This is a genomic window from Pseudoalteromonas sp. Angola-7, assembly GCF_028599255.1.
GTDB classification, from domain to species: domain Bacteria; phylum Pseudomonadota; class Gammaproteobacteria; order Enterobacterales; family Alteromonadaceae; genus Pseudoalteromonas; species Pseudoalteromonas atlantica.
Genome location: NZ_JAQREL010000002.1, coordinates 189,166 through 204,850, shown reverse-complemented (window position 1 = coordinate 204,850; position 15,685 = coordinate 189,166). Strand labels below are relative to the sequence as shown.

Sequence of the window (15,685 nt, the reverse complement as noted above, 5' to 3'; positions counted from 1 at the left end):
TTTTTATAACGTAAGCTATAAAGCTTAGTTAGATGTGAAGCTCACAGGGCGACGTTCTTTACGAGGACCGCCACGCTTATCACCGCGTTGGTTGTCTTTGTTAAAGCTACGCTTTTTATCACCACTTGGGCGCTCAGCGCGTTCACCACGTGGCTCAGCTGGACCTTGATCTTGTGTTAGTGTCATACCCATTGGGCGTTTACAAATAAACACTTTTTGGAAGTGATCAAGTACATCTTTAGGCATGTTTTGCGGTAATTGTACCGTACTGTGACTGTCGTGTAGACGAATGTCACCAATAAACTTGCTTGAGATATCAGCTTCGTTAGCAATCGCGCCAACAATGTTTTTAACCTGTACACCGTGCTCACGACCCACTTCGATACGGTAAGTATCCATAGGGCCTGCATCGCGGCTGTTACGCTCGCGAGGTTTACGCTCAGGGCGGTCACCACGTTCGTTACGACGACGGTCATTACGATCGCCACGCTCGTTACGTGTATTACGCTCGTTGCGAGGTTGAATCTTAACTTCTTCAACTTTAATTGGCGACTGTTGCTGTGCTAAACACAGTAATGCACCCGCTAGGTCTTCTAAAGATAAGTCTAGTTTTTGTGCCATGCTAGCAGCAACTTCATTGAAGAACGTAATGTCTTTGTTTTCAAGAGCAAGCGTAAGCTTTTCTTTTAACGCATTAATACGTTTTTCTTCAACTACTTTAGCTGTAGGTAGCTCAACTTGTGCAATTTCAGACTTAGTATGGCGAATAATATTTTTAAGCAAGTAACGTTCGTTATGCTTAACAAATAAAATTGCTTTACCAGTACGACCAGCACGACCTGTACGGCCGATACGGTGAACGTAGGCTTCTGAGTCTTGTGGAATATCGTAGTTGATAACTAAGCTTAAACGGTCTACATCAAGACCACGTGCTGCTACGTCTGTTGCAATAACAACGTTTAGCATACCGCTTTTTAAGCGATCTACCGTGCGTTCACGTGCTTGCTGGTTCATGTCACCATTGAGTGGCGCAGCAGAGAAACCTTCGCGCTCTAGTAACTCAGCAAGTTGCACAGTGTCGTTACGTGTACGTACGAAAACAATAGCACCTTCGTATTGCTCTGCTTCTAAGAAACGAACAATGGCTTTGTTTTTATGTACGTGTGCATTCCAAAACACTTGCTCAACAGATGATACAGTTGAGTTACGCGCAGATATATGAACCTGTTCAGGGTTATTCATATATTTGCTGCTGATGTTTTGAATTTGCTTAGGCATGGTCGCAGAGAAAAGACATGTTTGCTTTTCGCGCGGTGTTTTTTCCATGATGTTTTCAACATCATCGATAAAGCCCATACGTAACATTTCATCGGCTTCATCAAGTACAAGTGCTTGTAAAGCATCAAACTTGATAGTGCCACGGTTTATGTGATCGATTAATCGACCCGGAGTAGCAACAATAATTTGTGCGCCACGACGAAGTGCGCTTAATTGAATGCTGTAGCTTTGGCCACCGTACAGTGCTAATACTTCAACACCACGAGTACCTTTTGCATATTGTTCAAATGCCTCAGCAACTTGGATCGCAAGCTCACGTGTTGGTGTGAGTACAAGGATCTGTGGCTGTTTCACAGACGGGTCAATATTGTTTAGTAACGGCAGTGCAAATGCTGCAGTTTTACCTGTACCCGTTTGTGCTAGTCCCAGTACGTCCTTTCTTTCTAGCAATAACGGTATACATTGAGCTTGGATTTCAGATGGTGTCTTGTAACCCAACTCTTCAACTGCCTTTAAAATTGCAGGAGAAAGATTTAGAGATTCAAACGTGACTGGTTCTGACATTAATACGCCTCAACGAATTTAAAGAGGCGCGCATTGTATAGGAAATACGAGGCAATTGCTTGTATAAATTACAACTAATTTGTATGTGCTTGATGTTGGTCGAAATTTAACCAGTTTAAATTTTTGATTTTTTAAACTGGTTAACAAGCTATATACAAAGCGTTATTTATATAGGCCTAGATTTTCTTTTGCGTAAGCTTCAAATTCAGTAAAACCACCAATGTGAGTTTGATCTACAAAAATTTGCGGCACAGTTGGGCATGGTTTTCCTGCAGACTTTTCTAAATCCGCTTTGCTAATGCCTTCTTTGATAATATCGATGTAACGAAACTTAAAATCATCACGCTCATTTGATAGTTGCTCGGCAACGTCTTTAGCACGTACACAAAATGGGCAGCCTGCGCGGCCAAAAATTACTGTAAGCATAATACTCTCCTCAATTTAGTTGGGTTCATATTAAACGATTAATTAATAATTTAAAGCGCAAAAAATCGATTGGTTAATTCTGTTTTACTGTTAACTCGCTTAATTACTCATTTGCCATGCATTTTGAATTGCAATTTGCAAAAGCGCATTTATGCAAAGGATGTGTAATTTTTAAATCTAATGAATTCATCGTATTAGTAAAGGCGCTGCAAGTGGCATGTAAATTGATATTTAACTACAGAGCCATTCTTATTAGGAACGATGATGAGTAATAACAGCCATGTTTTAGAAATTATTCAAGGGGTAATTGCCCGCTTTTGCAAAGCAGACAACACAAATGTGGCAATTACACTCATCAACAAATTACAGTGTAATTATATTTGTTTACAGGTGTCTCCTGAGCAAATGATTATCCAGTGTGAAGCGTTTATTTTGCCTTCGCTAAAAGCCGCTAAAAGCCATTTTGTGCTAACAGTAGAGGCCAATTTACAGGGTATTAATTTAAATTACTGGGTAGATTCGAATCCTGAAATGCACACCATTGATATACACGGTTTACTTGCAACCCGTGAGCCAATTTCATCGGTAGATACAAACAAAGAGCTCATTAGCGCAGCTAATAGTAAAGTCGACTTAGAGCAAAGCATTCATTACCTAGTTAACTTTAGTGCGCAAAAGTATGGTTTAAAACTCGCCGACAGCAACCACACCAACGCTTTAAAAATTGAAGATGCGCGTCACCTATCTGCAGAGCAACTTGCGAGTAACTTTTTAAATAATGGGGCGTCTCAGAGTATAAAAATTTGCGCATTTGATGCGCTCAGTGAGCTGCAAAGCCAACACGCCATTTCTCAACCTGTATTGGCGTGGCCGTTTTTTGATACGGACTTAGTGAATGCGGTAAATAATTTAAATACCCACAGCAAATTATCTGTATTGGTTGCTGATGACAGCTTGCCAAGCCAAGTTGCGACCAAAGTCATGCTTGAAATGCTTGGCTGCGCAGTAACCTGTGCAGAAAATGGCTCAAGTGCCTTACTTATTGCCCAGCAAGAACCTTTTGATTTACTGCTGTTAGATGAGCGTATGCCAGGTATGTTTGGCAGTGATGTAGCTCAGCAGCTCATTAAACAAAACACCCCAAACGATAACACGCCAAAAGTTATTTTAACGGGCATTACTGAGGAGCAACAAATTGCTCAGTTGTTCGAAAAAGGGGTGACGCACTATCTTCAAAAACCGGTAACAAAAGCTGTATTAGAAGAGTTTATTAAGCCTTGGCAAGCTGCCTAAAGGCCCGTTTAGGAGGACGTTATGAACGATTTATCAAAAACAGCTTTGCTGCTCATTGGTTTTCAAAATGATTACTTTTCGCCTGATGGCATTTTATACCAAGTGGTTGAAGAGTCATCAAGAGTAACCGGTGTGGTAAATAACACGTTAGCGCTGCTAGACAAATACATAGATAAATTTGCATTAGTGCTCAGTACGCCTATTCACTTTACACAAGATTATAGCGAGCTTAAAAACCCAATTGGTATTTTAAAAGTGATTGCCGAAGTAGGGGCTTTTAAAGCCGACTCTTATGGTGCTCAAGGCATTAAAGAATTTGATAAATATGGCAAACGTATTATGCAAATACCCGGTAAACGCGGGTTAAATGCGTTTACTCATACAGAGCTTGCAAATGTGCTTAATAAAAATGGCATCAATAACATTGTTTTAGCAGGCACCGTGACCTCTATTTGCATTGACTCTACCGCGCGCTCTGCGGTAGAGCTTGGCTTTAATGTGACGGTACTTAATGACTGTACATCAAGCAGAACGCCGTTTGAGCAATCATTTTACTGTGAAGAGGTTTTTCCGCTTTATGCCAAGGTGTGCAGCCATACAGAATTAGTAAATGAATGAGGCGCATATGGAAGAAAAAGACGAGCTACAAGTACAAGTTCATTACGCGCTAATAGAGCAGCTTTCTGCAAACACCCGCAGGCAGACTAAGTTACTTGCCTTACTTGATGAGTGTGTATTTGAATGTGATAAACATTTAGTGTTTAGCTACGTGAACGAAGCATGGCTTAATAAGTTGGGTTTTACGCCGGCCATGCTCATAGGTAAAAAAATCACATCACTGCTAGAGACCAAAGACTCGTTAAAGCTGTCAGCGTATATTGAGTCTATTTTTGAAGGCGTTTTTAGTGCCAGTATAGAGCTGCAAGTAAAAAATAATGACGGCCTTACTAACTGGTTTGAAATGCGCTTGGCCTGCGACGATAGCGGCGGGTTTATTGGCTCGTTACACGACATTCAACGACATAAAGATTACCAATACTTACTCACCCAGCAACAAGAGTACGCTAAGCGACTTTCGTTAGTGGCAAGCCACACCAATAATTTAGTTATAATTACCGACCGATTTGGCAAAATAGAATGGGTTAATAAAAGCTTTGAAACGCTTACTAGTTATAAATGTGAGGAAGTCATCGGGCTTAGCCCCGGTAAACTGTTGCAAGGGCCTAAAACCAGCCTAGAGTCGCGCCAGTTAATGGCTAAAGCGATTAAAAATGCCGAGCCTTTTCAAATAGAAACCATTAATTATGATAAAAATAAAAACGAATACTGGGTTGCTATTGATGCCACCCCCGTAAAAGATGATGACGGTAATGTTAAGCATTTTATAGCCATAGAAACCAACATTACCCAGCGTGTAAAAGCTGAACAAGCCATGGCAGAAATAGAATATAACTACCACTCTGTGGTCGATAACATCCCTGATATTGTATTGAGGTTAGATGCGCAGGGCGGGTTATTGTTTATGAACAAAGCATGGCAAGATTTTTTCCAAACAGACATAAATAAACACCTTGGCTTACCCATTGCTAATTTTGTAATGAGCGAGGATGTGGAAAAGCTAAACACAGCACTTACAGGCTACAGTAGTGGCAACCGAGAAGTTAAACGTTTGGATATTAGGTTAACCAACGCGCTTAATGAGCCAAATTGGGTTGAAATGACCCTCACACCCATTACTTCATTTAATGGCACACACTTAACGTCTATAGCGGCGACCGTGGTTGATATTCAAGAACGTGTGATAGCTGAACAAATACTCTTAGATGCTAAGCACCAGGCTGAATCGTTGGCTGAGTCTAAAAGTCGCTTTATGGCCAATATAAGCCATGAAATACGCACACCTTTAAATGCAGTGATTGGCTGTGCAGATATCTTACACGACACTGGGCTTACAACAGATCAAAAACGTTACACCCAAATGATTAAAACAAGTTCAGATGCATTATTGAGTATTTTAGATGACGTGCTGACCTACTCACGCTTTGAAGCGCAAGCAATCTCAATAGATAATCAGCCATTTAGCCTCGATATTTGCTTAGAAGAGGCTATTGATATTGTAAGTGAAAGCGCCGTGCAAAAAGGCCTCGAACTTATTTTTGATCTGCACCCTGATGTTCCTGCGCAGGTGGTGGGCGATCATGGTCGTATAAGGCAAATTGCAATAAATTTACTCTCAAATGCCATTAAGTTTACTCAAAAAGGTTCACTTATAGTGACAGCACAGTGTGTTGAGTTTGAAAATAATAAATTTACGTTGCATCTTAGCTTTAAAGATACAGGAATAGGCATTGCGCAAAACAAGCTCGAGAGTATGTTTAAGCCGTTTATACAATCGGATAACTCTATCACTCGGGAATATGGCGGAAGTGGCTTAGGCTTAGCCATATGTAAGCAAATATGTGATGCTGCAGGGGGCAGTATTACGGTTAACTCGCAGTTTGGTAAAGGGAGTGAGTTTATTGTGAATTACCCTTTATTAATAGATACAAGCGAGCAGGTGCAAAGAGAAGGCTTTTCTGCCAGAGCTAAAAAGCCCTATGTATGTGTGAACAGCAAAAACTTGCCATTAAACAATGCGATAGAGCATATGCTTACTCGCCATTCGATAGATTTTTCACGCCTTGAAAACATCGAAAAGCTAGACATTATCGATACGCCCGACGCTATTGTTACCACTAACAAAGCCGATTTAGACGCAGCGCAACAATTTTTAAAAAGTTACAAGAGCCTAAATAAACCGTGTTTATTACTCATAGACCTACTGGGTAAAAACCAAAAAACAGAGGCGCCGAGCTCTGGTATGTTGATGTTTAATGGGCCTTTTAAGCCTTCGCATTTACCCAGAGCGATTGCTGCGCTTGAGGAAGAGCTTTTTCATCTTGATATTATTTTTACTAATAAAAAAGAAACCACACTAAACACAGCCACTATTAATGCTCAGCCATTTAAAGGTACCCACGTACTCGTGGTTGAAGACAATAAAAATAACCAAATTGTGATTCAGCAATTTTTAGAGCAGCAAGGGTGCTTAGTTAAAATAGCCAGTAATGGGCAAGAGGCGATTGAAAAAGTTAAAACGCAAACAATAGATTTAATATTTATGGATATTCAAATGCCAATTTTAGACGGTATTTCTGCTACTAAAAAAATCAGAGAGTTAGCTATTGTCACCCCTATTATAGCGTTAACAGCGAATGCGATTCATGGAGATAAAGAGCGTTTTATTAAAGCAGGAATGAATGACTATTTAGCTAAACCAATTATTAGCGAAAAACTCAATTTGCTCTTAAATCAATACTTACCAAAACTTAATGATGCTAAACACTCTAAGTTAGAGCGCATTAACGAAATTTGGTCGTTATTAAAGTAACAAGCAATGCAACCGTGCTTTTAGGTTAATAGTTACTGGTGGCCTTAAGGTATTTGCGATTAAATTTTTAATTTGTTAAGTGAACAAACATAAATAGTGGGTTTAGCAAAAATTTAACCTCAAAAGGTTAAAATTGACTGTTTTCTCAAAAAAGCGGTGGCGATTGAGTATTGCGTAGTCAATTACTTTTACTGCCTAAAAAGCCTTAATATATTAAGCAAAACTGTAAATAATGCTGAAATACTAATCCTTTTTAATTGATTGGGTTGTGTAGGTAGGTTCTTAATGGTTATTTTTAAATTGGTTTGCATTTTGCAAATCAAAATGAAATTGAAATCTCATAATGCAAATATCCGCTCAGCTATTTTTTATTATCCCTATCAAAGTAATTAATTTACCCATTGATTTATAAAGACTTAAATTTTTTATCATCATTAAATTTATTTTGGCATGGCTTTCGCAATATAAACACCAAGTAGAGCGAAGTTATCATTGATATAAATTTGCTAAGTAGTTAAATAAATTTTAAGGGTGTCCATTATGCAAACTAATACTAAAGTTAAACAGCAACCAAAAAAAATGTCTTTTGTTCTTACTCCAGAGTTAATGGTGCTGTCTATTATTATTGTTGCAGCTGTTATTGTTGGTGCAACAGCACTGCGAGGCACCGTTACTATTGAACCTGTTAATAAAGGTAATACCGAGATGTTCACCAATAAATTTAGCAATAGTGATTTAGATAATGCCACTATTGAAAGCAACACATTAAACTACGCTCAAAACATAGATGAGCAATCTGCCCAATCAGGCACTCAAGGTTTAAACAACTAAACAATACTTCTCCTTTAGTATTTATTTCGGCTGACTCTAAGCAATTAGGTCAGCCTTTTTATTTTTAAAGCCACTTTATACCCAAACCATCGCTTACTCCCGCTCCCACTTTAAATCAGCTTGCGTGTCAGTGTGATTTGCAAAATGCAAATATATATATCAATAATTTTAGACTAACAGCCCGACTTTAACTAATTGAATTTTATGTGTTTATTTTTTGTTTTTGACGGCTCGTTTTGGTCTGTAATTTGCAATTTATGTAACAAGCTTACGGTGAGCCCTTATTTGTGGAGAAATTTATGAATGCTTTTAAAAGTTTAGAGCCTATCAATACGGTCAACATTGCACGCTGGCATGAACTTGAGCAAATTATGGCTCATGCAATGAAAAACCATTGTTTTAATATGGTGTACCAGCCGCTTGTATCTTTAACAAGTGGGCAATTAGTTGGCTTTGAATCATTAGTGCGCTGCGAATCTTCACGCTATGGTGTTGTTGGCCCAGATGAATTTATTCCGCATGTAGAACAGTCAGGTATGATTTTAGATTTAGGTGATTGGATTTTTAAGCAAACCCTAAGCGATTTAGGCCAAATGAGAAAAATAGGTATGAATGATATAACTATTTCATTGAATATTTCGCCGGTACAAATTATTGAAGGGGATGTGTTTTCCAAAGTAATGAGCTTACTTGACAAGTATCAAATAGACCCCGCAGCCATAAAAGTAGAATTAACAGAAACAGCATTAATAAAAAGTCCGCAGCGTATTGCTAAAACATTTGAGCATTTTCATAAAGAAGGGGTAAAAATTTGGCTAGACGATTTTGGAACGGGCTATGCCTCTTTAGGCCTTTTAAGGCAGTTTAATATTGATGGGCTAAAAATAGATCGCAGCTTTATAAGTGGCATTACAACGAACAATGAAGACTTTACTCTGTGTAGTGCAATTATTGCTATGGCGCAAAGACTCGGGTTAGAAACCATTGCTGAGGGGATTGAACAGCGCGAGCAATTACAAATATTAGAGCAGCTAGGGTGTGATGTAGCACAAGGTTACTTACTCGGAAGACCAAGTAGTTTAGCTAATAATACGGCGACATGGGTAAAAATGTACACTTAACTTAATGTTTAGATTTGCAAAATGCGAAAAACGACTTACTCTAAAAGTATAAAAGCTTTGTATCACAATAATAAATAAAGGCCTAATATGCCAATACCTGAAGAATATATTGATAACACCATCACTCAAGCTCATGTGCTAGCGCAATTAGAGCAAGATGTTGGCTCACTCACTTTAGTAAGGCTGGTAAACTTATTTATTAATGAATTAGAAGAAATGCGAGTTCGTCTTAAAAATGCAATTGATGAGCAAGATGAAGATAATATTAAAGATATAATGCACGTACTTAAAAATTCTGCGGCGCTATATGGCGCATTAACTTTGGCAGCCCTTGCCAGTCAATTACATGATTACCCCCCCGTTACCATTGAAGAAAATATTCACGCTGCTCAGATCGTTCAACATAATCTAGAAAAAACCCACGCTGCATACCAAGTTATTGCTAATAATATTACTTAAAAGGCTCTGCCATGAACGATTCTCAAAAAAAATCACTGGTTTATATAGTAGAAGACAGCATTGCAAGCGGGGCTCTTTATGCGAGTCAATTAGAGCAAGTAGGGCACGAATGTAAACACTTTACCGATGGCTACTCTGCCTTGGTAGGTATAAAAGAGATGATGCCTGATGTCATTGTCCAAGATGTTTGTTTACCCGATATTAGTGGCTTAGAAGTGCTGCAGTTTGTTAAAAAGCAAGAAAAGCCCGCTAACGTAGTCATGATCACCTCAAATAGCTCTATTGATGTTGCAGTAGAGGCAATGCGTTTAGGTGGTTTTGATTTTTTAGAAAAACCGTTTTCAGGCCAGCGCTTAGTGAGTGCCGTAGATAGCGCGCTTTCGCAAAAAGCACCTCCTGCAGTTAAAATTCAAGAACAAAAAGCGCAAAACACTTCCGGGTTTATTGGTGAATCGTTAGCAATGCAAACGGTGTTTAGGCTTTTAGATAGTGCAGCGCGAAGCAAAGCATGTGTTTTTATTACCGGTGAGAGTGGCACAGGTAAAGAGGTGTGCGCGCAAACTTTGCATGACACTAGCCCTCGAAGTGAAGGGCCATTTATTGCAATTAACTGTGCTGCTATTCCAGGAGAGTTATTTGAGTCAGAGTTTTTTGGCCATGTAAAAGGGGCCTTTAGCGGAGCGCTAAGTGATAGGAAAGGGGCTGTAGAAGTTGCAAACGGTGGTACTTTATTTTTAGATGAGCTGTGTGAAATGGAGCTCAACCTACAGGCTAAGTTATTGCGTTTTTTACAAACGGGTGCGTTTAATCGGGTAGGTAGTAGCGAGGTTTTACACAGTAATGTAAGGCTAGTGTGTGCAACAAATAGAAGCCCTGTAGTTGAAGTTGCCGAAGGGCGTTTTAGAGAAGATTTATACTATAGGCTTAATGTTATTCCTGTAAAGTTACCTCCGCTACGCGAGCGAGCTGGCGATATAATGTTGCTTGCAAAGCATATTTTAAAGCAAAAAAGTGAAAGTAACGCTAAGTTATTCCATCGCTTTTCAAAAGAAGTTGAAAACCTTTTTTGTAACTACGATTGGCCAGGTAATATCCGTGAGCTGCAAAATGTTATCGAAAATATCGTTGTTATCAACGAGGGTGACGTAGTTGAGTTAGATATGTTGCCAAGCTCATTTGGTGTTAATTCTGCTATTCCAATCAAAAACAGCAGCTCGTCTCAATCTGCGGAGCAAATACAAACTAACTCGCTTATGGGCGTACACGACATAGAGCCCCTGTGGCAAGTTGAAAAAAGGGCAATAGAGTCGGCAATAGCCGTATGCGATGATAACATTCCACTTGCTGCGGCCTATTTAGGCGTAAGCGCCTCGACTATTTACAGAAAAATAAAAGGTTGGAGTTAGCTTTACGTTTCTTACTTACACCTGCTTGGTGTTTATACTGTGCTAATGCTACTTAAAAAGAACAACATGCCTGTTTTATCTAACATTTTATTATTTTGCTTACAGCTTATAATTCTCCTAATCACATTAAACAAGGCTACTTAGTAAAAGCGAGTCACCTGCCATTTCGTTCTCAGTTACATTTTCATGGTTGAAATAAACAAAGATACCCTAAGCTCTATTACTACACCCTAAGTTTAATAGTAAAAGGAGATCACAATGAGTAACGTTAATTTACAGCCAGCGAGTGTAATGCAGCCTTTAGTGGTAAGCGATTTAGATAACAATGACGTGAATTTAGTTGACCGCGTAAGCGACAAACCTTGGAAAATGATAGTGGTGTACAGAGGCCAGCATTGCCCTAAATGTACCGAGCAACTCAATGAGCTTGCAACAATGCATGACGATTTTGCCAGCGCAGGTGTAGAAGTTGTAGCAGTAAGTGGCGATAGCGAAGAGCAGCTTAAAAAGCATCTTGAAAAAATAGACGTAAATTTCCCTCTTTATTACAATTTAACCATTGAGCAAATGACTGATCTAGGCTTATACATTAGTGAACCGCGCAGTGATGCTGAAACAGATCACCCATTTTCTGAGCCTTGTATTATTGTTTTAAACGAAGATAACCAAGTACAGATGCTTGATAAATCAAATAGTCCATTTGTTCGCCCAAGCCTTAAGCAGGTGCTAGGCGGTATTAAATTTTCACGCGAAAACGACTACCCAATTCGCGGTACTTTTATTAAGTAACGTGTATTGAGTAATTTGATGAATATACGAAGAGGGCACTTTTTTGTGCCCTTTTTTATTTTTTTTCACTTTTTTTAATTTAATTACTTGAAAACTATTTTACTGCCCATAAATAGTTTAGTGAGGACGCCTGATGGGTCCCAAAAAAGACAGAAGTTATTGAAATTTATATTATTAATTTAATTGTGTTGTACTTGTTCAAAGGAAAAGTAACAACATTATATCGCTTAAATATGAGGATATTATTATGCGTACAGTAGACTTATCACCACTTTATCGTTCATTCATCGGCTTTGATCATTTAGCATCTTTAATGGATGCGGCAGCTCGTACAGACAAGCAGCCTAGCTTTCCTCCTTACAATATCGAAGCACTAGATAAAGACAAATACAGAATCACTATGGCCGTTGCTGGTTTTAGTGAAAATGAACTCACCATTGAGTCAGAGAACAACACTTTAAAAGTTGCAGGCACTAAACCAAACAAAGATGAAAATGAAGAGCGCAAGTTTATTCATCAAGGAATTGCGGAACGTAACTTTGAGCGTAAGTTTCAACTTGGGGATCATGTAAAAGTACTCGGTGCCGATTTAGCCAACGGTCTGCTTAGCATTGACCTGGAGCGCGAAATCCCAGAAGCACTTAAACCTCGTAAAATTGAAATTGGCGGTGGAAACCTAATCGAAGGTAAATAATCGCTAATAAACATTTTCCCTGATTGTAGCCGCCTCAACTGAGGCGGCTTTTTCGTTTTTATAACTCGTTTATATGCGTTAAATAATAATTTGCTTGGGCTAAGGTCTGCTGTTGAAGTTGGGGTGTTTGTTTATCCCAGTTTCTATAAACCATGCCAATGCGTGGGTTTTTTTCAAGTAATGCGCGGTGTTTATCCATAAATTGCCAATATAAGCTGTTGTAAGGACACGCCTTCTCACCTACTTTTTGCTTAACATCATAATGACAGTTTTTGCAGTAATCGCTCATTTTATTGATGTAATTACCACTGGCTGCATAGGGTTTAGTGGCGATAATAGCATCATCTGCAAATTGGCTCATGCCACGGGTGTTAGGCATTTCAACCCATTCAATGGCATCAATATAAACCCCTAAATACCACTGGTCGACTTCATTAGGGTCGATGCCTGTTAATAAGCAAAAATTACCAATGATCATTAATCTTTGAATATGATGAGCGTATGCGGTGTCTAAGCTCTGCGTTAATGCGTGGCTTAAACAGTTCATTTTTACATTACCCTGCCAAAAGTACTCCGGTAACGACTGGTTAGCCTGTAATTGGTTTTTTTGTGCATAGTCGGGCATGTTTGCCCAATATATACAGCGAACATATTCACGCCAACCTAGGATCTGCCTAACAAAGCCTTCTACTTGAGAAATCGAAATTGTGTCGGGATGAGCATTAAATTCGTCAATTACACGCCTAATAACGTACAGCGGGTGGATTAACTTGGCGTTTAAAGCAAATGATAAACGGCTATGGTACAAGCTGGCGTTATTTGTAACTTGGTCGGTCATTGCATCTTGAAACTGGCCGAAATTTTTTAGTAGGTGGATACAAAAATACTCTAAACACGTTTTGGCTTGTTTGCGAGTGAGCGGCCATGGCAGCTGCTGAGGATTTATTTCACCAAAGTAATTTACGTTATGTTTTTTAAGTCTGCTAATGATAGAGCTTACATCGTTATTAAATAATTTTGGCGGGGGGATAGCGTTCAAATCTGCTTTTTTAAATTTGTTTCTGTTATTACTATCAAAGTTCCATTGACCTCCTTGCGGGCTACTCCCATCCATAAGAATAGTGTATTGCTTGCGCATAGCACGATAAAAGTGCTCCATAGTCACATGTTTGTTTTTTTCAAACCGCTCGTTAATACGTTCAAAAGGCAGCATAAAATGCTCAGTGTCATAGGCTTTAACGCGAAAACCAGACTCTTTTTTAAATTTACTTAGCTGTGCTTTGAGACGAAATTCATCAGGGTATTGATAATGTATTTCACTGCAACGATACTGTTTAGCTATGCGCGTGAGTAAATCAGGCAAGGTTTTGTCTTGGTGGGTATCATCTAGGGTAAGGTGCAGTGTGCTGTAATCCGCGCTTTGTAAAGCTGTAGCAAAACGCTCCATCGCATAAAAAAAAGCACATAACTTTTGCACATGGTGCTTAACGTAATTGGTTTCTTGTTTTAACTCGGCAATTAAATAAAGCGTATCAGGCTCTTTTTCTTTAAACCACGAATGCGAAGCATTGAGTTGATCACCTAAAATTAGGCGCAACACTTTATAATGAGCCATAAACCACCTAAATTTAGTTGTACGTAAAAAGCGACAACGTGGATCTAGGTAGTTTGCTCATACGTGCATAAAAGCTAAAGCTTGTATTACTTAAAGCTTACTTGTGCGAAGTTGAGTGATTTTTTGCTCAAGCGAAATAACATTTGTTTTGTTAAACAAAGTTGTATTAGCAAAACTTTCAAAATAACGAAGCGCTTTTTGCCAAGCAAACTGTGTTTGTGCGGTGAATAAACGCCCTAAGTGCTCGTTTAAGGTATCGTAAAAGGCATCGCACAGTAGCGATATTTCTTTTGGTGTAACGCCCATCTTTTTTAAGTATTGCAAGTGAAAGGTTAAAAATGGGGCAACAGAAGATGGGTTATCTAAATGCCTAACTATACGTTCTAAAACACAATATAAAATATAACTTTTTTCGTTAAAATAAGCGGCACTTGGATACTGCATTGTTATATTTGACTCTTCAAGCTTTGCATGAAAGCGCGCGGTAAACGCATGAAAGTTTGGCTTAACTATATGCAAACTTTTAATTAACTGTGGCTGATAAGTATTCATTAGCAATCTCATTAAATTTTGTAATTTTTATTTTTATCCACATCGGTGAGCTTTTAGTATAGTGCGTTGCTCAAATATCGCACGTAATCTAAACGTAAAAAGCACAAAATTGTATCAGTTTTATGAATTTTAGATATTTTATTTATGAATATAAGGCTTTTTACGCACATATTAGTGACGTTACGATTACCATTTTAATGTCTGCATAATCATAGTACATACTGGTGAAGCTTAAAATGGGGGTTCACTGATTTTATCAAACTTATTAGTTATTATGGTTGCTAATTACCCCGTATATCCTTATAATAGCCGCCATTGTTTAGGGGTTGATTAACCACTAACAGCGATATTGAATTTTAGGTTTAATATCTATTGGCGCGGGATGGAGCAGCCTGGTAGCTCGTCGGGCTCATAACCCGAAGGTCGTCGGTTCAAATCCGGCTCCCGCAACCAATTTTTATAGTAGGTATATCCTTACTAATTCTATATCGCGCATTCTAAGTAATGCGCGTTTTGCGTTTAAGCTAATGTAGTTTAATTTGGTCAGTGTAATGACCCGCAGCCAAGCTTGGCCTGAGGCCACACAGTTTTATGCTTTATTGGTGTGACGCCCCGCTTGGTTCGGGGCGTTGTTGTATCTGCACCATTGATTTATGGCTTTGTCATTAAATCAAAACTTAAACTCAGTATTTTAGGGCTATAAGCCCTTTTTTTGTTTGTATGGAGGATTTTCGTGACAAAACTTGAGCAAGATTTATTAACCATGCTTACGCCTGCAGTAGAAATGTTAGGCTTTGAATTACATGGTCTTGAGTTTGTACAAGCAGGCCGCCATTCTACCTTAAGGGTTTATATTGACCATGAGGATGGAATATCTGTTGATAATTGTGCGGATGCGAGTCGCCAAATTAGTGCGATTTTAGACGTCGAAGACCCAATTACAAATGAATATGATTTGGAAGTATCGTCTCCTGGTGTTGATCGTCCATTATTCAAACAAGATCATTACGAGAAGGCGCAAGGAGAGGAAGTACGCGTGCGTACTAAGCTTCCACAAGACGGTCGCCGTAATTTTAAAGGCGACTTAGTAGCAGTTAGCAGTGATATGATCACACTTAAAAGCGATGGCGAAGAGCACTTAATCATGCTTAGCAATATCGAACGTGCGAACATCATCGCAAAGTTTTAATTCGAGTGCGAAGGAATAGGGCAAGCGAGGCATTACCC

General features: G+C 38.9%; 14 protein-coding genes and 1 tRNA gene. 11 read left to right on the top strand and 4 right to left on the bottom strand.

The window, feature by feature from the left end; genetic code table 11:
* Positions 1–24: 24 nt before the first annotated feature.
* Entirely contained in the window at positions 25–1,842 is a 1,818-nt protein-coding gene (locus PSH50_RS03520) for a DEAD/DEAH box helicase (RefSeq protein ID WP_004587284.1), read from the bottom strand.
* A 162-nt stretch (positions 1,843–2,004) separates the two neighbouring features.
* A complete protein-coding gene (locus tag PSH50_RS03515) occupies positions 2,005–2,268 on the bottom strand; it encodes a GrxA family glutaredoxin (RefSeq protein ID WP_256850660.1) in 264 nt (87 codons plus the stop codon).
* A gap of 261 nt (positions 2,269–2,529) precedes the next feature.
* Here PSH50_RS03515 and PSH50_RS03510 point away from each other — a divergent pair, with 261 nt between their 5' ends.
* From PSH50_RS03510 to PSH50_RS03470, 9 genes are all read left to right on the top strand, one after another.
* On the top strand, positions 2,530–3,561 hold the full coding sequence (locus PSH50_RS03510) for a response regulator (protein ID WP_256850659.1): 1,032 nt from the start codon (positions 2,530–2,532) through the stop codon (positions 3,559–3,561).
* Between the two features lie 21 nt (positions 3,562–3,582).
* Positions 3,583–4,179 (top strand): cysteine hydrolase, encoded by a 597-nt coding sequence (locus PSH50_RS03505; RefSeq protein WP_024031899.1) that lies wholly within the window; start codon positions 3,583–3,585, stop codon positions 4,177–4,179.
* A complete protein-coding gene (locus PSH50_RS03500; RefSeq protein WP_256850658.1) occupies positions 4,172–6,991 on the top strand; it encodes a PAS domain-containing protein in 2,820 nt (939 codons plus the stop codon). Before PSH50_RS03505 ends, PSH50_RS03500 begins: the two co-directional genes overlap by 8 nt.
* A gap of 540 nt (positions 6,992–7,531) precedes the next feature.
* Positions 7,532–7,822 (top strand): hypothetical protein, encoded by a 291-nt coding sequence (locus PSH50_RS03495; protein ID WP_024033795.1) that lies wholly within the window; start codon positions 7,532–7,534, stop codon positions 7,820–7,822.
* A gap of 299 nt (positions 7,823–8,121) precedes the next feature.
* Positions 8,122–8,943 carry a bifunctional diguanylate cyclase/phosphodiesterase gene (locus PSH50_RS03490; protein WP_256850657.1) on the top strand — a complete coding sequence of 274 codons (822 nt, stop codon included), beginning with the start codon at positions 8,122–8,124 and terminating at the stop codon, positions 8,941–8,943.
* 87 nt (positions 8,944–9,030) lie between these two features.
* Complete coding sequence (locus tag PSH50_RS03485) at positions 9,031–9,402, top strand: Hpt domain-containing protein (protein ID WP_138577442.1); 372 nt, start codon at positions 9,031–9,033, stop codon at positions 9,400–9,402.
* Positions 9,403–9,413: 11 nt separating this feature from the next.
* Positions 9,414–10,808, top strand: a complete 1,395-nt coding sequence (locus PSH50_RS03480; RefSeq protein ID WP_273609266.1) for a sigma-54 dependent transcriptional regulator — start codon at positions 9,414–9,416, stop codon at positions 10,806–10,808.
* Positions 10,809–11,066: 258 nt separating this feature from the next.
* The gene (locus PSH50_RS03475; protein WP_004585879.1) at positions 11,067–11,597 is read left to right on the top strand and encodes a peroxiredoxin-like family protein; all 531 of its coding nucleotides are present in this window, start codon (positions 11,067–11,069) and stop codon (positions 11,595–11,597) included.
* A 247-nt stretch (positions 11,598–11,844) separates the two neighbouring features.
* A complete protein-coding gene (locus PSH50_RS03470) occupies positions 11,845–12,291 on the top strand; it encodes an Hsp20 family protein (protein ID WP_004585880.1) in 447 nt (148 codons plus the stop codon).
* Positions 12,292–12,349: 58 nt separating this feature from the next.
* Here PSH50_RS03470 and PSH50_RS03465 read toward each other — a convergent pair whose 3' ends face one another.
* Both PSH50_RS03465 and PSH50_RS03460 read right to left on the bottom strand, forming a co-directional pair.
* The gene (locus PSH50_RS03465) at positions 12,350–13,906 is read right to left on the bottom strand and encodes a cryptochrome/photolyase family protein (RefSeq protein ID WP_273586157.1); all 1,557 of its coding nucleotides are present in this window, start codon (positions 13,904–13,906) and stop codon (positions 12,350–12,352) included.
* A gap of 90 nt (positions 13,907–13,996) precedes the next feature.
* Positions 13,997–14,458, bottom strand: a complete 462-nt coding sequence (locus tag PSH50_RS03460; RefSeq protein WP_004585882.1) for a globin — start codon at positions 14,456–14,458, stop codon at positions 13,997–13,999.
* A 376-nt stretch (positions 14,459–14,834) separates the two neighbouring features.
* Between PSH50_RS03460 and PSH50_RS03455 the strand changes: the two genes are divergently transcribed.
* Together PSH50_RS03455 and rimP are read left to right on the top strand one after the other, a co-directional pair.
* A tRNA-Met gene (locus PSH50_RS03455) sits at positions 14,835–14,911 on the top strand.
* 280 nt (positions 14,912–15,191) lie between these two features.
* Entirely contained in the window at positions 15,192–15,647 is a 456-nt protein-coding gene (gene rimP, locus PSH50_RS03450) for a ribosome maturation factor RimP (RefSeq protein WP_004585883.1), read from the top strand.
* The last annotated feature ends 38 nt before the right edge of the window (positions 15,648–15,685 follow it).